At 41.3% G+C, this 18,070-nt stretch carries 21 protein-coding genes and 2 riboswitches; of the genes, 3 read left to right on the forward strand and 18 right to left on the reverse strand.

Going from position 1 to position 18,070, the window contains the following annotated elements:
• Positions 1-26 precede the first annotated feature (26 nt).
• From M3610_RS07755 to M3610_RS07815, 13 genes are all read right to left on the reverse strand, one after another.
• Positions 27-872 (reverse strand): MetQ/NlpA family ABC transporter substrate-binding protein, encoded by an 846-nt coding sequence (locus M3610_RS07755; protein ID WP_098572374.1) that lies wholly within the window; start codon positions 870-872, stop codon positions 27-29.
• Between the two features lie 13 nt (positions 873-885).
• Positions 886-1,515 carry a methionine ABC transporter permease gene (locus tag M3610_RS07760; protein ID WP_051633834.1) on the reverse strand — a complete coding sequence of 210 codons (630 nt, stop codon included), beginning with the start codon at positions 1,513-1,515 and terminating at the stop codon, positions 886-888.
• A 34-nt stretch (positions 1,516-1,549) separates the two neighbouring features.
• Positions 1,550-2,575, reverse strand: a complete 1,026-nt coding sequence (locus M3610_RS07765; RefSeq protein ID WP_251457976.1) for a methionine ABC transporter ATP-binding protein — start codon at positions 2,573-2,575, stop codon at positions 1,550-1,552.
• A 169-nt stretch (positions 2,576-2,744) separates the two neighbouring features.
• A riboswitch (SAM riboswitch) is annotated at positions 2,745-2,854 on the reverse strand.
• 120 nt (positions 2,855-2,974) lie between these two features.
• A complete protein-coding gene (locus M3610_RS07770) occupies positions 2,975-4,291 on the reverse strand; it encodes an O-acetylhomoserine aminocarboxypropyltransferase/cysteine synthase family protein (RefSeq protein WP_251457979.1) in 1,317 nt (438 codons plus the stop codon).
• 69 nt (positions 4,292-4,360) lie between these two features.
• Positions 4,361-4,472: riboswitch (SAM riboswitch) on the reverse strand.
• A gap of 82 nt (positions 4,473-4,554) precedes the next feature.
• Positions 4,555-4,914, reverse strand: a complete 360-nt coding sequence (locus tag M3610_RS07775) for a hypothetical protein (RefSeq protein ID WP_251457982.1) — start codon at positions 4,912-4,914, stop codon at positions 4,555-4,557.
• Positions 4,915-5,129: 215 nt separating this feature from the next.
• Complete coding sequence (locus tag M3610_RS07780; protein ID WP_251457985.1) at positions 5,130-5,438, reverse strand: thioredoxin family protein; 309 nt, start codon at positions 5,436-5,438, stop codon at positions 5,130-5,132.
• A gap of 7 nt (positions 5,439-5,445) precedes the next feature.
• Positions 5,446-5,802 (reverse strand): toprim domain-containing protein, encoded by a 357-nt coding sequence (locus tag M3610_RS07785; RefSeq protein WP_026567857.1) that lies wholly within the window; start codon positions 5,800-5,802, stop codon positions 5,446-5,448.
• A 142-nt stretch (positions 5,803-5,944) separates the two neighbouring features.
• Positions 5,945-6,184: a YusG family protein gene (locus M3610_RS07790; protein WP_251457988.1), complete on the reverse strand. Its 240-nt coding sequence runs from the start codon at positions 6,182-6,184 to the stop codon at positions 5,945-5,947.
• A gap of 107 nt (positions 6,185-6,291) precedes the next feature.
• Entirely contained in the window at positions 6,292-6,675 is a 384-nt protein-coding gene (gene gcvH / locus M3610_RS07795; RefSeq protein WP_026567855.1) for a glycine cleavage system protein GcvH, read from the reverse strand.
• Positions 6,676-6,751: 76 nt separating this feature from the next.
• On the reverse strand, positions 6,752-7,108 hold the full coding sequence (locus tag M3610_RS07800; protein WP_251457993.1) for an arsenate reductase family protein: 357 nt from the start codon (positions 7,106-7,108) through the stop codon (positions 6,752-6,754).
• A gap of 183 nt (positions 7,109-7,291) precedes the next feature.
• Positions 7,292-9,076 carry an acyl-CoA dehydrogenase family protein gene (locus tag M3610_RS07805; protein WP_251457996.1) on the reverse strand — a complete coding sequence of 595 codons (1,785 nt, stop codon included), beginning with the start codon at positions 9,074-9,076 and terminating at the stop codon, positions 7,292-7,294.
• A gap of 77 nt (positions 9,077-9,153) precedes the next feature.
• Positions 9,154-10,329, reverse strand: coding sequence for an acetyl-CoA C-acetyltransferase (locus tag M3610_RS07810; RefSeq protein WP_251457998.1), 1,176 nt, complete (start codon positions 10,327-10,329; stop codon positions 9,154-9,156).
• Between the two features lie 110 nt (positions 10,330-10,439).
• Positions 10,440-12,812 (reverse strand): 3-hydroxyacyl-CoA dehydrogenase/enoyl-CoA hydratase family protein, encoded by a 2,373-nt coding sequence (locus tag M3610_RS07815; RefSeq protein WP_396953638.1) that lies wholly within the window; start codon positions 12,810-12,812, stop codon positions 10,440-10,442.
• Between the two features lie 219 nt (positions 12,813-13,031).
• Here M3610_RS07815 and M3610_RS07820 point away from each other — a divergent pair, with 219 nt between their 5' ends.
• The 3 genes from M3610_RS07820 to M3610_RS07830 all read left to right on the forward strand — a co-directional run bounded on the left by M3610_RS07820 (position 13,032) and on the right by M3610_RS07830 (position 13,966).
• Entirely contained in the window at positions 13,032-13,163 is a 132-nt protein-coding gene (locus M3610_RS07820; RefSeq protein ID WP_098572409.1) for a YuzL family protein, read from the forward strand.
• Between the two features lie 102 nt (positions 13,164-13,265).
• Positions 13,266-13,559, forward strand: a complete 294-nt coding sequence (locus M3610_RS07825; protein WP_251458004.1) for a hypothetical protein — start codon at positions 13,266-13,268, stop codon at positions 13,557-13,559.
• A 71-nt stretch (positions 13,560-13,630) separates the two neighbouring features.
• Positions 13,631-13,966 (forward strand): spore coat protein, encoded by a 336-nt coding sequence (locus tag M3610_RS07830; RefSeq protein WP_251458006.1) that lies wholly within the window; start codon positions 13,631-13,633, stop codon positions 13,964-13,966.
• Between the two features lie 45 nt (positions 13,967-14,011).
• Here M3610_RS07830 and M3610_RS07835 read toward each other — a convergent pair whose 3' ends face one another.
• The 5 genes from M3610_RS07835 to M3610_RS07855 are packed head-to-tail and all read right to left on the reverse strand — an operon-like array spanning position 14,012 to position 17,886.
• Complete coding sequence (locus tag M3610_RS07835) at positions 14,012-14,263, reverse strand: DUF2573 family protein (protein ID WP_026567848.1); 252 nt, start codon at positions 14,261-14,263, stop codon at positions 14,012-14,014.
• Positions 14,223-15,002, reverse strand: coding sequence for a siderophore-iron reductase FhuF (fhuF, locus tag M3610_RS07840; protein ID WP_251458009.1), 780 nt, complete (start codon positions 15,000-15,002; stop codon positions 14,223-14,225). Before fhuF ends, M3610_RS07835 begins: the two co-directional genes overlap by 41 nt.
• Complete coding sequence (locus M3610_RS07845; RefSeq protein WP_251458361.1) at positions 14,995-15,813, reverse strand: ABC transporter ATP-binding protein; 819 nt, start codon at positions 15,811-15,813, stop codon at positions 14,995-14,997. Before M3610_RS07845 ends, fhuF begins: the two co-directional genes overlap by 8 nt.
• Before the next feature lie 16 nt (positions 15,814-15,829).
• Positions 15,830-16,885 carry a FecCD family ABC transporter permease gene (locus tag M3610_RS07850; protein WP_251458012.1) on the reverse strand — a complete coding sequence of 352 codons (1,056 nt, stop codon included), beginning with the start codon at positions 16,883-16,885 and terminating at the stop codon, positions 15,830-15,832.
• Positions 16,882-17,886, reverse strand: a complete 1,005-nt coding sequence (locus M3610_RS07855; protein ID WP_251458014.1) for a FecCD family ABC transporter permease — start codon at positions 17,884-17,886, stop codon at positions 16,882-16,884. The genes M3610_RS07850 and M3610_RS07855 overlap by 4 nt, the downstream gene beginning before the upstream one ends.
• Positions 17,887-18,070 lie beyond the last annotated feature (184 nt).

Genomic DNA, 18,070 nt, shown 5'->3' on the forward strand with positions numbered 1-18,070 from the left:
ACACTGACTTTCTTCCTATTTATAAGTTACTCAGAAACCGGTACAACGGCACCTTTGTATTTTTCAAGAATGAAGTCTTGAATTTCTTTTGAATGTAGAACTTCCACTAATGTTTTGATACTGTCTTTATTTTCGTCACCGCTGCGGACAGCAATCACGTTTACATACGGTGATTCTTTGTCTTCAATGGCGATGGAATCTTCAACTGGGTTCAAGCCTGCATCAATCGCATAGTTAGAATTGATTAGGACCGCGTCCCCTTCGCCATTATTATAGATTTTTGGAAGTAATGCTGCTTCATAGTTGGTATCGAACTTTAGGTTTTTAGGATTTTCAACAACATCTTTTAATTCTGCTTTCGTTTTATCAATGCCTTCTTTTAATTTGATAACTCCCTCTTTTTCAAGTAAAGAAAGAAGACGGCCATGGTCAGCTACAGAGTTGCTCATGATTAAATGTGCACCTTTTGGAAGATCACTTAGCTTTTTATATTTCTTTGAATAAACACCGATTGGCTCAATATGGATACCGCCAGCATTAACAAAGCCATAACCATTTTCTTTATTTTGAGAATTTAAGTAAGGGATGTGTTGGAAATAGTTTGCATCAAGTTCTTTTGATGCCAATGCTTTGTTTGGTAATACATAATCTTGGAATGTTTTGATTTCTAAGTCAATGCCTTTTTCTTTTAAAAGCGGTTTTGCTTTTTCAAGGATTTCTGCATGGGGAACGTTAGATGCTCCAACCACTAATTTTGTAGTTTCTGCTTCTTTGCCACCAGTAGTTCCTTCTGACTTTTCCTCTGACTTGCCGCAAGCTGCGACAACAAATACGATAGACAATGCTAACAATAAACTTAATATTTTTTTCATTTTGACCTCTCCTTTATCTTTTATCTAATTTTGAAGTGATAAAATCACCGATAAACTGAATGATAAACACAATAATTAAAATAATGATGGTTGCGACTAAAGTTACATCGTTTTGATTTCGTTGAAAGCCTTGAAGATAGGCAAGATTTCCTAAACCACCTGCTCCAATGACTCCCGCCATTGCTGTATAACCAACAAGAGCAATCGCTGTTACGGTTATCCCAGAGACCAGCGCTGGCATCGATTCTGGTAACAGAACCTTCCAAATGATCGTACCAGTGGTGGCACCCATTGACTTTGCTGCTTCAATCACGCCTTTATCAATTTCCCTAAGGCCAATTTCCACCATCCTTGCATAAAATGGTGCAGCACCAATAATCAATGCTGGCAATGCGGCATTTTCACCAATCATGGTTCGGAAAAGTATCGTTGTAAACGGGATTAATAAGACAATTAAAATAATAAAAGGAATGGACCGGAATATATTCACCACGCCGCTAATGACCACATTAATGGGTTTATTACTCCAAAGACTTCCTTTTGAAGTAAGGAATAACAACAATCCAAGCAGGATACCAAGAATAAATGTAGCCACAACGGAAATCCCTGTCATATAAAGAGTTTGTCTCGTTGCTTCCCACATTGCCGGCCAATCAAAATCTTCGAAATACGGTTTACTATTCACTTGTAACCACCTCCACTCCTACTTGCTGTGAACGAATATAGTCGACTGCCTTATTGACTTCTGCTTCGTCCCCATCAATATGAATGAATAAGGTTCCATAGGACCCGCTTTGGGTTTGTGAAATCTTCCCTTGCAAGATATTAACGGTCACGTTATTATGTCGAATGACATTTGTAATGATCGGCTGTTCAACAGACTCCCCAATAAAAGTTAGTTGAACAATTTGACCGGAACGATAACGTTCAATTAAATGTTCAGCAGTTTCTTTCGTTTCTTCTGGTTCGGTTACCTGCTGGACAAATCGTTTCGTAATCGACTGCTGTGGATTTTTGAATACATCTAATACTTGTCCAAGTTCGACGACCCTTCCACTTTCCATGACGGCAACCCGGTGACAAATCTTGCGGATTACATGCATTTCATGGGTAATAAGAACAATAGTCAGACCGAGCCTTTTATTTATATCAACTAACAATTCCAAAATAGAATCGGTCGTTTGTGGGTCGAGGGCAGAAGTAGCTTCATCACAAAGAAGTACTTTCGGATTGTTGGCAAGCGCCCTTGCAATCCCAACACGTTGCTTTTGTCCGCCGCTTAACTGGGATGGATAAGCATTCTCTCTACCTTCCAGGCCGACTAATTTAATTAGTTCACTAACTCTTTTTTGGCGCTCAGGACTTTTGATGCCTGCAATTTCTAAGGGAAAAGCAATATTTTCACTAACGGTTCTTGACCACAATAAGTTAAAATGCTGAAAAATCATACTGATCTCTTGCCGGGCTTTTCGAAGTTCAGCCCCTTTGATTTTTGAAACCACGCGGCCAGCAACGGTTACGGTCCCACTGGTCGGCAGTTCCAAACCATTTAACATTCTAATCAATGTACTTTTACCAGCACCACTGTATCCAATTACCCCGAAAATTTCACCATCTTGAATTTCAAGGTTTACATCATCAACAGCTCTAAGCTGACCCTGTTTGGAGGGAAAAATTTTCTGAACACTTTTTATAGAAATCATTGTATCACCTGCTTTTTATCCAATTTACCTTAAAATTCTGAAAGATTTTTCTTGTAATATACCGTTTAATCTAATATAGGGTTTGACTTTTTTTACGAAAAGATTCTATGTTATCAAAATAAAAAGCCTTTCTGCGCAGGCAGAAAGGCATCATAAATAATAATCCTTTCTCCCATCTTCCAAAGCAAACGCTTTGTGTGAATTGGCACCATTTCAATAATAAATATTGACGGTTGCCGGGCTTCATCGGGCACATCCCTCCACCTCTCTTGATAAGAGTATCAATTCCTATATTTAATTCAAACGTGAATTTGTTTAAGTAACTATATTACAAAAGTATCGTATCACGGATAAAAAGGGGTGTCAATGAAAATAGTTTCTTATTCAAAAAAATAAGTTTTAGGCATTAACGTTTAATGAAGTTAAACCAGTTGCCGAAACAATAGCCGACTCTAGGTCTTCAATTAGATCTTCTACATTCTCGATCCCGATGGATAGGCGAATTAAATCCTCTGTTACACCTGCAGCGATCAGGCCTTGGGCATCTAATTGCTGGTGAGTGGTGCTGGCCGGATGAATAATTAAACTTTTTGCATCACCAACATTGGCCACATGTGCCCAAAGTGTGATGGAATCAATTAATTTAGCCCCTGCTTCTTTTCCGCCTTTAATTCCGAATACCACCATCGAACCGGCACCTTTTGGTAGATACTTTTTAGCTAGTTCATAATCAGGATGGGATGGATGACCAGGATAGGAAACCCATTCTACGGCAGGATGGTTAGTTAAGTAATCGACGACTTCTTTAGTATTTACGACATGCTCCTTCATCCGGACATGCAGAGTTTCAAGCCCAAGGACAAACTGGAAGGAATTTTGCGGACTTAATGCCGGCCCTAGATCACGAAGCAATTGGACACGTGCTTTGATAATATAAGCCACCGCGCCTAGGGCTTCTGCATAAACCAAATCATGGTAGCTTGCGTCTGGTGTTGTAAAGCCTGGGAATCTTGGAGAATTCCAATCGAATTTACCGCCATCAACAATAATTCCGCCCGTTGTCGTTCCGTTCCCTAATAACCACTTAGTAGCGGAATGAATGACAATATCTGCTCCATGTTCAATTGGGCGGCAAAGGTATGGAGTGGCAAAAGTATTGTCAACGATTAGTGGTACACCTGCTTCATGGGCAATTTCTGCTACTTTTTCAATATCAAGGATGCGCAGGCTTGGATTACCAATTGTTTCCGCAAAGACTGCTTTTGTTTTGGCAGTGATCGCTTGGCGGAAGTTTTCTGGATTTTCTGGATCTACAAATTTCACGTTAATTCCATATTTCGGAAGGGTCACTGCAAATAAATTATAGGTGCCTCCATAGAGATTGGAAGCCGAAACAATTTCATCGCCAGCCTCAGCAATATTTAAAATGGCAAGAGTAATAGCGGCCATTCCGCTCGCCACTGCTAAAGCACCAACACCGCCTTCTAATAATGCGACTCTTTCTTCGAATACAGTGGTCGTTGGGTTGTGTATTCGTGTGTATATGTATCCAGATTCTGCTAAGCTAAATAAGTTTGCAGCATGCTCAGTATTTTTAAATTGATATGCATTGTTTTGGTAAATCGGAACAGCGCGGGCCCCTGTTACCGGATCTGGAGTTAATCCGCCATGGACACTTAATGTTTCAAAACGATATTTCTTTTGATTTTCACTCATCTTGCTTCCTCCTTTTTTTGATAACTCACCATACAAAAACCCCTGCTTCAGAGAAGAGGGGCTTCACACTTCTCATCTTCCAGAGCTGATTGCTCTGCTGGATTTAGCACCGTGTTATTATGTGTAGTAAACCGGTTGCTGGGCATCAAAGGGCCAATCCCTCCGCCGCTCTCGATAAGAATGTATTGATGAAATTGTAATAATTGGTTAAATATTCTAGTTATAATGTTATCTAAATTTTAATTCCGAGTCAATAGGTTTGATTAAAAATTTGTAATTTTCGCGATATGATCCTGCGTTTTTGTTAAATAGAAGATAGACTCTAGTAATAAGGTTGTGCGGATAGGAGCAGAAATACTTAATTGACCGTTTCTTTCAAGCGTCCGCAACCTTTCCTCCCCTGTAAGCAGCTGTCTCATCGCATAAAGATCCCCACGAATCTCAGGTATTGTTTGAGTCTCTTTGCTATCATGGAGGATGAAAATTTCCCTATCCTTCATGAAGATTTGATAGGTATTTTGTTCACAAATTAAATTCACTCTTGTATGGATATGCTCAAGTAACGGCAGTAAATGCCCTTGCTGCTTGATTGCTAATTGAAAGGTTTTCAATACCTCTATCATCTTCCATCACTCCGGTCTACGCTCTTATACTTACTATACAAGACATAGGCCAGAATTCCTCTTTAAATTGGTCGACAATTATCTACTTGGCAGGGCAGTGGTGAGAGAATTTCCTGAGAAATATGTCGGAAATCGGAATTTCCTTGGTTTTTCAACGAGGTTTGTCCGTAAGGTTGGGATTCATTAAAAAAACAGATGCACATGTGCATCTGCTCTTATAATATCTGTTGTTTTATTTTATCAAGTAAAAAAGGTACGGAGTGGAAGGCGTAGAGTGTTTCTTTTACTTCTCCAGCCTCGACCAATAACAGGCAAGGAACACTTTCAATTTCATATTCCCTAGCAAGGTCTGGATAGAAGTTTAGGTTCATTTTACCCATATCTACCTTTACTAGTTCCTCGATGACCTGGAGCATTTTTGAAGCTACCTGACAGGTCCCGCACATTGGTGTATAGAAATACACTAATCCAGTTGCCTTCCCTTCAATAAAGGAAGATAATTCTATTCGATTCCATTCGTTCATTTATCGTTTAACCCATTTCTAAAAATTCAGTATGCACATCAATATTTGCACCTAATAGTACGGTGGCTAAGTGGTGAACTGGTGCGGTCGCTACCTCACGATACATTCGGTCGATATATAAATGTTCGGCTTGGGGTAACTCGCGTTTTAATTGCTTGCGAAGTTTCTCACCGGAGAAGTCAGCATCGACAAGAATATAGACATCCTTATCTTCAAGGAAATCAATCAATTCATCTAATTTTGTAATACTGATGGTCCCATTTGTACAAATGATTTCAACTGGTTCCTTCACGATTTTTTTTACCTTATTTTTATCCGACTTTCCTTCGACAATAAGAACTTTGTCAACATACGAATCATTCATCATCCATCACCTGTATTAGAAGTTGTTTTATGTTAACATATTCTAAAATATTGATTACGTGTGCCTTCTTCTGACTATGTTAACCATATCATTATTGTCTTTTGAAAAAATAGGCTTGTGACTATAGACCCAAGTTACTCAGCTAGCACCAGCCGCCCTCATCACAATCAGTATACTTAGCATCCGACCCTTCAGTTGTCGTCAGGTGTTGATAAATCTTCTGCTGTTCCACTTCAAAATGATACTCTAATTCCACCTGCATGTGATCTGTCAATTTCATTTTTCCAATTGGCGTATTATCAAGAAACAATTCCATTTCTCCATTTTTCATTTTGCCAATAACCCGATCGGTTACGTCTATCCTTTGCTGCTTTAATGCCACGCTCCCACCCTCTTCAATATATTTATTATAGATTTCCCAAAAATAGTAGAAGAAAAAGTGGGAATTTAAGAGAAAAAGCACCTTGACAAGGTGCCTTTCCCTATTTTTTAGTCTTCTTTGATCATTTCTTCATATTGTTCAGCAGTCATAAGCTTATCAAGTTCGCTGCTGTCAGATAGTTCAATCACAATCATCCATGCCTTTTCGTATGGTGATTCGTTAACAAATTCAGGGCTGTCGCTTAAATCTTCATTCACTTCCACGACTTTACCGCTGACAGGTGCATAAAGCTCAGATACAGTTTTTACAGACTCTACGCTACCAAATGGTTCGTCGGCAGTTACTTCATCGCCCACTTCTGGAAGCTCAACAAAAACAATATCTCCTAGTTCATGCTGTGCAAAAGCAGTAATCCCGACACGAACTTTTTCTCCTTCAACCTTAACCCATTCATGTTCCTCTGAATAACGTAATTCTTTTGGTGTACTCATCGCTAAATCCCTCCATTGTTTTTTCTAAAAATCTATCATCGAAATAAATCGATTCCCATTGTGATGAAGAGCCGGCTTATCGCCACATTTTTTCAAACTCTTCTTCTTTAAAGCCTACGGTGACACGCTCGCCATCCGTTAAAATTGGGCGTTTGATTAACATGCCATCGGAAGCAAGTAATTCGAGCAGTTCTTCCTCTGTTGCAGACTTCATTTTATCCTTTATACCTAATTCACGGTATTTCATACCACTTGTATTAAAGAATTTCTTTAATTCCAGTCCGCTTTTTTGATAAAGATCCTGCAACACCTCACAATTTGGAGGATGTTCCACAATATGTACTTCTTCATAGGAAAGATGATGGGCATCCAGCCATTTCTTCGCGTTTCGACAGGTGCCGCATTTCGGATACCAATAAAAAGTCAGTGACATTCATTTCACCGCCCTTTCCCGTAAAAATCTTAACGTCACTTGAATATTATCATAACGTTTTTCAAAATCCTAATGCAAAAAAAATGTACTAATTTAAAAAATTCGACTAATTTTTCAAAATTCCTTCCTATTCTACTATAAAAATTTAGGCTCCCTTTCTAATCGAAAGGGAGCCTATTTTCATTAAACGATATAGCGCTCGGCTTCAATGATAACATCGGCTGCTTCACGTTTTTTCGCTATCACATTAATCGGGGTATGACGCGTAAATTTACGAAGCGACGATAACATCATCCGTAGTGTATCACCTTGTTCAACTGCAACTAATGTTTCTTTTGCAATCGCTTCAAGTTGATTGAAAGCTTCTTGGCAATAGATTTGTGTATACAGAAGCTTTTGCTTGTTCTTCTCTAATCCCGTTTTCGCAATTGCCTTCTCAGTTCGTAACACAACAGATTCCATGGCATACACGTTAGAAATAAGGTCAGCGATATTGGCTAACACTTCTTGCTCTTTTTCAAGTGCTTTGCCGAATTTTTGGGCCGCTAAACCGGCTGCTAATAGAGCGATTTTCTTTGCATTTCTCACTAGATATTTTTCTTGTGCAAGCGGCTCGTCACCAGGCTCTTCTGGCATTAGCATCATTAATTCCTCTTGCAGAGCCATCGCTTTTTGGAATAATGGCAGCTCACCCTTAAAGGCTTTTTTCAATAAGGTGCCTGGCACCAGCAAGCGGTTAATTTCATTGGTGCCTTCAAAAATACGCTGGATCCGTGCATCACGATAGGCTCTTTCAATTGGATATTCCTGCATGAAGCCATATCCACCATGTATTTGAACGCCTTCATCTGTTACATGGGCTAATACTTCACTGGCGAAGAATTTATTCAGTGAACATTCAATCGCATATTCGGCAATCGAATTCGCCACTAATTTAATGTCCTTTTCTTGCTCAGTTGTCAGCTTGCCTTGATTATCTTCGTACAGGCCAATCGTACGATAAACAGAGCTTTCGGCCGCATAAATTTCAGAGGCTAGCGTACCGAACTTTTCTTTTGTTAAATTGAATTGGGAAATCGGTGTTTTGAATTGCTGACGGCCATTTGCATACTTAACAGTGAGTTCGAATGCTTTTTTAGAGCCGCCAACACTTCCGACCGCTAGCTTATATCGGCCAATATTTAGGATATTAAAAGCAATGACGTGACCTTTACCAATTTCACCTAATAAGTTTTCAACAGGAACAGGCACATCTTCTAAAATAAGTGTTCGAGTAGAAGAACTCTTGATCCCCATCTTTTTCTCTTCTGCCCCAGTAGAAACACCTGGGAGATCTCTATCAACGATAAAAGCAGTAAATTGCTCGCCATCGATTTTGGCATACACGACGAATACATCGGCAAAGCCAGCATTGGTAATCCATTGTTTTTCCCCGTTTAGGATATAATGTGTACCTGCAGCATTTAATTTCGCTGTTGTTCTGGCGCCAAGGGCATCCGAACCTGAACCTGGTTCTGTTAGGGCATAAGCTGCAAGTTTTTCGCCTGATGCAAGTGCAGGTAAATATCTGCGTTTTTGGTCCTCGTTTCCGAATAACACGATTGGCAGCGAGCCAATTCCGACGTGTGCACCGTGTGAAAGGGAGAATCCGCCGCCTCCAGCCATTTTCTCGGTCAAAAGAGAAGAGGTAATCTTATCTAAGGCTAATCCGTCATATTCCTCAGGTACATCTACCGCTAAAAGGCCCAATTGGCCTGCTTTTTTAAGGAGCTTTACCGTACGATCAAACTCATGATTTTCTAAATGTTCCAACTGCGGCACCACTTCTTTTTCCACAAAGTCTTCTGCCGTTTTCGCAATCATTAAATGTTCGTCGGTAAAGTCCTCTGGTGTAAAAAGTCGGTCATATGAAATATCCTCTATTAAAAAGCTACCGCCTTTAATGACTTTTTCTGTTTGGTTTGTCATTGTTTATTCCTCCTAAACTTTTATTAGAAAGGAGCTGCCTAGCAGACTCTTTCTAAAAATTTATATGCTCGGGACAATTACAGTAATTCAAATACTCCAGCCGCACCCATTCCGCCGCCGATACACATTGTTACCACACCAAATTGTTGGTTGCGGCGTTTTAATTCGTGAATCAATGTGAGCGTTAATTTAGCACCTGTACACCCAAGTGGATGTCCTAAGGCAATCGCACCGCCATTGACGTTGACAATTTCTTCGTTCAGACCGAGTTCACGAATGACTTGCAGTGATTGTGACGCAAACGCTTCGTTCAGTTCGAATAAATTAATATCCGACAATTCAAGACCAGCTAGTTTGACAGCCTTTGGAATCGCGACAACCGGCCCAACACCCATAATTTCAGGCGGAACACCGCCAACGGCAAACGATCGGAATTTCGCCAACGGCTTAAGGCCCAGTGATTCAGCCTTTTCCCGATCCATCACCATCAAAGCGGCCGCCCCGTCACTAGTTTGTGAGGCATTCCCGGCTGTTACGGTGCCTGACACCGAGAAGGCTGGGCGGAGTGTACCTAAAGTTTCTAGGTTCGTATCAGGACGAACACCTTCATCCATTGAAAATTGAAATGTTTTCTCAATGAGTTTGTTGTCTTTGCCCACCGTCCGGATTGTCGCATCCACTGGAACGATTTCATCGACGAATTTTCCTTCAGCAATTGCCTTCGCGGCTTTTTGATGGCTTCTTACGGCAAAGGCGTCTTGATCCTCACGTGAAATGCCATATTTCAGGGCTACTTGCTCGGCTGTATGACCCATGCCCATATAATATTGAGGAGCTGACTCAGCTAGTTTAATATTAGGACGGACAACATGACCCATCATCGGGATCATACTCATCGATTCCACGCCGCCAGCGATCGCTGTATCTGTGTGGCCAAGCATGATTCCTTGTGCAGCATAAGCAATCGCCTGTAATCCTGAAGAACAGAATCGATTGACGGTGATGGCAGGAACAGTATAGGGAAGTCCAGCTAAAGCTCCGATATTCCGGGCCATATTGTTGCCTTGCTCTGCCTCAGGCATAGCACAGCCTATGATTAAATCATCAATATTTCCTTCATAATTTCCCGCACGCTTTAATGTTTCCTTTACCACTAATGCCCCTAAATCATCGGGGCGAACTTGGGCAAGCGACCCTTTCTTCGCTTTTCCGACCGGGGTCCTTGCTCCGGCAACGATTACCGCTTCTCTCATGTAAGTTCCCTCGCTTTCATTCAAACTAGAAAATTAGTATCTTAGGGGCTGAACCCTCATTCAAAACCGGCTATAATAAAGCCTTTGGCAGAAGGGTCAGACCCTTTGTTTTAATTTCTTAAAGGTTTACCTTTCACAAGCATATGCTGCATCCGCTGCTGCGATTTTGGCTCCGCAATGAGGCTTAAGAACGCTTGCCGTTCGAGATCCAATAAATATTGCTCATCTACTTCTGTACCAAACGGCACCCTGCCGCCAGCGATTACATAGGCAACTTTCTTAGCAATTTTCAGATCATGCTCTGAAATATATCCAGATAGTCGCATTGCTTCAGCACCAAGTAACAAGGTCGCATAACCTGTTTCACCCACAACCGGAACTTTACGGCGAACTTTTGCTTTATAGCCTTTTTCGTGTAGGGCAAGGACTGCCTGCTTTGCATCGTAGAGCAGATGGTCACTATTGAAACTGATTCCATCAGAATTACTTAAGAAATTATTTTCACGGGCTTCTTCCGCAGATGTAGAAACTTTTGCAGTGGCAATGGTTTCAAACACTTTATTGGCGATCGTTTGCAGATCAAACGGAACCCCGTTTGGCAGGTTCTCTAAGTGCTTCATATATAGCTCTTTGTTTCCGCCACCGCCTGGAAGTAAACCAACGCCCACTTCAACTAGACCCATATACGTTTCAGCTGAGGCTTGAATATGAGCAGCCGGCAAACAAACCTCTGCCCCGCCTCCGAGTGTCATACCAAATGGGGCTGCGACCACTGGCTTCGAACTGTACTTAACTTTCAGCAAGGCACTGTGGAGGTGACGGACAATCAGATCGAGTTCATAAATATTGTCATCCTGTACTTCCATGAGCATCATCGCCAAATTGGCACCCACACAGAAGTTCTTCCCTTGGTTCCCGATGACAAGACCCTTATAGTTCTTCTCCACTTCCTCGACGGCATAGTTAATCATTTGTACGATATCAAGACCAATCGCATTGTTAGGTGAATGGAACTCTAACAGCGCAACGCCATCACCGATATCAATCAAACTTGCTCCGCTATTCTTTTTAATAACACCCTTTTGCTTCTTGATCTTCTCAAGATCGAGGGCCTTCGGGTTGAATTCCACTAATCGATATTGACCGTTATCATAGTAGAACTTTTCACCGTTTTCTTCTAAATAGAAAGATGAATGTCCTTTTTCCAGCATTTCTGTGACCCATGCTGGGACTTCAATGCCGGCTTCCTTCATTTTCGCAACTGACTTTTCAACTCCGATTGCATCCCATGTTTCAAACGGGCCTGTTTCCCAGCCAAAGCCCCATTTCATCGCTCGGTCGATGGAAACAATATCATCAGCAATCTCGCCTAATAGCTGTGCGGAATATATAAGTGACTGTGCCAGCGTATTCCATAAGAATTGTCCGGCCTGGTCATTTGCGTATACAAGCGCTTTCATTTTATTGGCAGTGCCTTCTTCCTGCTTCGCCAATTCAACTGCAGGTGTGGACAGCTTTTTACGCGGACCATATTCTAATGTATTTGGATCAAGCTCAAGTATTTCTTTGCCTTTTTTCAAAAAGAAGCCTTGACCTGATTTGCTGCCAAGCCAGCCTTTTTCCACCATCGCTTTCAAAAAGGCAGGGATTTCGAATACTTCCTTTTCTTTGCCTTCGACTTTTTCATAAACATTATTAGCGACATGATAGAAAGTATCTAAGCCTACTACATCAAGTGTCCGGAAGGTAGCACTTTTTGCGCGGCCAATCAGTGGTCCCATGATTGAATCGACTTCTCCGACACTAAGGCCCGCCTTCAACATTTCCTGAACAGTTACGAGAAGTCCGTAAGTTCCAATCCGGTTCGCAATAAAGTTTGGTGTATCCTTTGCAACCACCACACCTTTTCCTAAAACATCTTCACCAAAAGTTTTCATGAATGAAAGGACTTCTGGAGACGTATATTGAGTAGGAATCACTTCAAGCAATTTCAAATAGCGCGGCGGGTTAAAAAAGTGGGTACCAAGGAAATGCTTTTGGAAATCTTCGGAACGGCCCTCGACCATTGCTTCTACTGAAATTCCTGAGGTATTCGAGCTAATAATACTGCCTGGTTTCCGGTATTGATCAACTTTTTCAAATACCTGTTTCTTGACGTTAAGGTTTTCAACGACCACTTCAATGACCCAGTCAACGTCCTTCAGTTTAAATAGATCATCTTCAAGATTGCCTGCTTCAATTAAGGCTAAATTCTTTTTCACTGCCAGTGGGGCAGGCTTTTGTTTCAATAATTTTTGGATGGAAGTTGCACTGATTCGATTACGCACTTGTTTATCTTTTAGTGTCAGTCCTTTTGCTTCTTCTGCTTTGGTAAGTTCACGTGGCACAATATCTAATAATAGTGTTGGGATGCCGATATTCGCGAGATGAGCAGCAATTCCCGACCCCATCACACCAGATCCTATGACAGCTGCTTTTTTCATTACATGGTTCAACATTGTCTCCCCCTTCAAATCTTGAATGAATACTCATTCATTTTTTATTCAAAAAAAATTCACATTTGAATGAGTCCTGTTACTACTTACTATAGAATATTTCGAAAATTTGTGCAATCATTAAACGCGGAAATTTGGATTTTTTTTAAAAAAAATTTTTTAAAATATTTTCAACTAAAAGGGCAACCTATTTCTGAGGTGATAACGATGGCAAAAATGAAAAAAGACCCTTCCAAAGCTGGAGTAAGTGCGGCAAGTGTGAAGGGCAATGGCGGGCCAGGCAATGAAGAGGCTCATCTTGATAAAAAAAACAGCCAGAATAATCAATATAAGCGCTAAAGTAAGCAGGCTGATTGTTTCAGCCTGTTTCTCTTTTTGCATAAATGTGCCCGTTTGAGAGACCATATAGGCGTAAAGATTACATGAAATAGGAGGGTTATTATGCAGCAACAAAATATGAATATGCCCAATATGAATATGCAAAATCAACAAGCAACCATGCAACAGCCTCCCGGAGTCGTGTCAACAAAAGATGCACTTTATTTAACCGATATGATGTCTTGGAACTTATTATCCGCGAAGAAAGCTCACTTTTTTGCCGGTCAGTGTCAGGACCCTGAAATTAAATCGGAAGCAGAAAAAGTAGCCCAAATGCACCAGCGCCACTATCAACAGATTCTAGGCCACTTAGGCCAGCATGCCAGCCAGCAGCAACCATTAAATAATATGCAATAAAGAAAAGCAGAAGCGACCGTTTAGCGGCGTATGGCCTGGAGCTAGACCATTTATAAGGAGGTAAGTTTATAATGAACCCACAACAGAAGATTCAAAACCCTGAAACTCAAGTACCAAAGACCCCGCAAATGAATGACCGTGATTTTATTAATGATTTACTAGCAACAGAAAAATATATGACTACTTCGTACAGCATGGCCCTGCATGAAGCAAGCCACGAAGGCTTGTATCAGGACATTATGAAAATTTTCTCTGAAACACAAAACTGTCAGCGTGAACTTTATAATCTCATGTTTAAAAAAGGCTGGTACGCGATCGAAGCAGCGGACCAGCAAAAACTTCAGCAATCCTATCAGCAATTTCAAGGATATACGAACCAGCTTCCAACTGGCGGTACCCTTCAATAATAGCAAAAACCGGAGGCATCAACGGCTTCCGGTTTTTGTATGTATTTATTTTTGAGAAGAGGAGCGATGCTGTTCATTCATGACTTTAATTTCATTGATGATCTGCTTCATTTCTTCTTTCGCATCCGGGTAAAGGCCATTCCAATGCTTAGCCAAAGCTGGCATCGACTTGGCGATATGGGTGTACAACGCCCACATCTTCACCTTCTCCTTTGTTTCCTCCGTGGATTCCCCCACCATAAGTTCGCTATACTTTTCAAGCAAAGCTTCGAACTGCTTCACAAATGTTTTCTCCATCATGACACCTTCTGTCCTTAAGCATTTGAGTACATGGGCAAGTTTTGCAGCGCTTACCTGCCGGCAGTTGGTAGGTTAAACAACAGGTCTTTCTTACTCTTACCTCTGTATCCCATTCTTCCAAATATGTCTTTTCAGCAAAGTACTTTGGGAGTGGATTTAGGTTATATCTACCAAACAATTTCCCTTCCGCTTCAGAAATTAAGAAACGGAAATCCTCAGCAGCCTGATGATCATCATTTAGCTCGGTTTCATAGAGCCAAAATAAGTAGACTGCAATATTTTCCCACAGGATTAACTTTGATATTCCGACGGTTTTTTCCAATTGAGAGATAAGTGGATAAACATTATTCGCAAACAAATCTCTCAAAACTCTTGAACGCCATTCCGTGCGGTTCGTTCCATCCCAGTCCTGTAGGTCCGCATCCTTTAATGAAATCCCCGGCAGCCAATCTTTCCCCTGTACAGCCGATTCCATTTTTATATTATCCAACGATACATTGAGCTTTTTATTTAAAGCCGTCATTGCATATAGGGACATCACGGCCAAAAAGGCATAGCGCTTGATAAAAATGGAAGCAGCTATTTTTTCAGAAGGGGCTCCAATCGTAACGGATAAATTTTTCAAAAAATCTTTGAGGTACGTTTCATCTAAGAGATCAGCCACATTGAAAGTGTCCTCTAAGTTTGGATTGAATCGGTATTTTTCCAATTGATTAAACGTGAGTATTTTATCCATTGACCGCAACCGCCTTATCGAGGATACATCTGCCCTTTCCATAAGGAATACAGAGCGGAGTCCCAAATAATGGGTCCATGGTTACCTCACAGTCCATACCAAACACATTTTTGACCAGACTGCGATTGATGACATGTTCAGGTTTCCCTTGGTCATATACCTTCTGATTTTTAATAGCAACCACGTTATGTGCATAACGGCAGGCTAGATTTAGATCGTGAAGTACCATGACAACCGTCCGTTTTTTCGTTTCATTTAGGTCAAACAGCAAATCGAGGATTTCGATTTGGTGGGTCATATCCAGGTAAGTGGTTGGTTCGTCAAGGAGGATAATATCCGTATCTTGAGCCAGCGTCATCGCAATCCAAGCACGCTGTCTTTGCCCGCCTGAAAGTGAATCAACGGTTCTTTCTTTTAAGTCCTCTAATCGTGTAGCCTTTAGCGCATCATGCACCTTTTTCTCATCTTCCTCGGACCATTGCTTTAACCAGGTTTGGTGTGGATAGCGCCCTTGTTTAACGAGTTGAAGGACTGTTAATCCTTCCGGGGCTGATGGCGACTGTGGGAGTATCGCCATTTTTTTAGCAATGTCCTTCGTAGATAATTTGGCAATCGCTTTTCCTTCAAGCAGAACCGCACCAGACTTTGGCTTTAAGAGACGAGCGATTGAACGAAGCAGGGTTGATTTTCCACAGCCATTTCCGCCAATAAACACGGTAATTTCACCCTTAGGAATCTTCAAATCTAATTCATTAATAATTAGTGTATCCCCATAAGAAAGTGATAAATTCTTCGTTTCAATCGCATTCATCATCTGACAGCTCCTTTTATGAATTTCTAGTTTTAAATAGCAGGTAAATAAAGTATGGTGCACCGATCCCAGCAGTGAACACACCCGCTGGCACTTCTAATGGCGAAAATAGGGTTCTGCCAATTAAATCAGCGACCATGACCAGAATGCCGCCAATTAATGCACTCGCAGGAAGCAATGCTCCAAATGAGGAACCAACTAATCTTCTCGCCATATGCGGGGCCATTAAGCCGACAAAGCCAATCCCGCCGGCAAAGGCAACGGAACCACCAATTAAAGCGGTACTAATCATTAATAAGAGAAACCGATGTTTTTGCACCTTGCCGCCTAAACCAGTTGCCACTTCATCACCGAGTTCTTGGATATTAATGGTTCGGGCCAATGCCAAGGCAATAATCACAAAGATTACCGTCCATGGGACAAGAATCGTAACATTTTTCCAATTGGAGCCGTATACGGTTCCAGTAATCCAAATATTCGCTTGACTCGCTTGATAAATCGGGCCCATGACCATTGTTAAGGTGGTAATTGCCTGCGTTAAAGCGGAAATCCCAATCCCAATCAACACGAGCCTGATTGGTGACACCCCATTTTTCCAAGCAAGGAAATAAACTAAAAAACCTACCACGGTTGCCCCGATAAAAGCAGCTAAGGGCAGCCAAGCAATACTGACGGTTAAGGAATGATTTTTATCACTAAACATTGCTAAAAAACTGACCACGGCTGCTGCTGCTCCACCGGTAATCCCTAATACATCTGGAGAAGCAAGTGGATTGCGAATCATCCCTTGTAAGATGCCGCCTGCAACCGCTAAAGAGATTCCAACCATTAAAGCAACAATAATTCTAGGGAGGCGAAAGGATGTAATAATGAGCTTTTCCATCTCAGGACCGCCGCCGAATAATACACTTACAACAGTAAGCGGGTTAATTCTCATTTCACCGCTTCCCGTGCTTACCACAAAAACAAGGAAAGTAATGATGAGAAGAATGCTGAACGTTACGGTTGCTTTTCGATCCATTAAAAAGGACAATTTTCCATTTAGGATGCGAAAATTTTTATATTTACTCATCGTCCATTGAACCCCCTTCTTGCGATGTAAATAAAGAATGGAGTTCCGATGATAGCTGTCATAACACCAACAGGCACCTCAGACGGCATGAACATGTATCTGGCGGCAATATCAGCAGCGATTAAGAGGATCGCCCCTAACACACCTGAAAATGGGATGACCCAACGATGATCGATTCCTACAATCGATCGGGTAATGTGGGGAACCACAATTCCAACAAAACCAATTGGACCAGCGACAGCGACAGATCCGCCTGCTAATAAAATCACAATCACGCCAATCGCAATTTTGAGAAGTCCGGTGTTTAAACCAAGCCCCTTGGCCACATCTTCCCCCATGGACAAGATATTCATTTTTCCAGCAATTAACACGGCACCCATCCAGCCTATTCCAATATAAGGTAAAACAGAAACAAGTGTCTCTAATTTTCTCCCCTGGACAGAGCCAGCCAGCCAAAATAATACCTGATCAAGCATGACTTCATCTAACACTAGTAATCCTTGTGTAAATGAGGCAAACATTGCTGACATCGCAGCCCCTGCTAAAGTAAGTTTCATTGGTGTTAGACCTTCACGGCCAGCTGAACCAATGGTATAAACACATATGGCTGCAAAGGCAGCTCCGATAAAAGCAAGAACACTAAAAGCTTGTAAACTATTGACGGAAAACACTGTCATCGCAACGACAACCGCAAACCCTCCGCCTGCATTGATCCCAAATATTCCAGGGGATGCCAGTGGATTCTTGGTTAAAGTTTGCATAAGGACACCGGCAATGGCCAAGCTAGCCCCGACCGCGGAAGCGATTAACGCTCTCGGCAGCCTTACGGTTTGAATAATGATATGTTCATTGGATCCGTTATTATTGGTAAAAGCATCAACTGCTGTTTGCCAGCTGGTATCGGTGTACCCAAAAATGATACTGGCACACATAGCTGCCACCATCACCACGATGGCAATCAGCAATCCAATCCATCTTAATGCAGTACTTTTTAAGAGCATCTCATGGTAACCTTTCTACCTTATTATTTAATTTAAGTCTATCTCCAATTGATAATGATTGTCAATGACTTTGAAAATCATTTTCATTTAAAAGATCCATGTGTTCACAAAAAAAGTTAGTGATTTTGAAAATCATTTTCAATTAAAACGTTGACATAATGGTACTTCTCATTTTATGATTAAG

It is taken from the genome of Neobacillus sp. MER 74 (assembly GCF_023714155.1).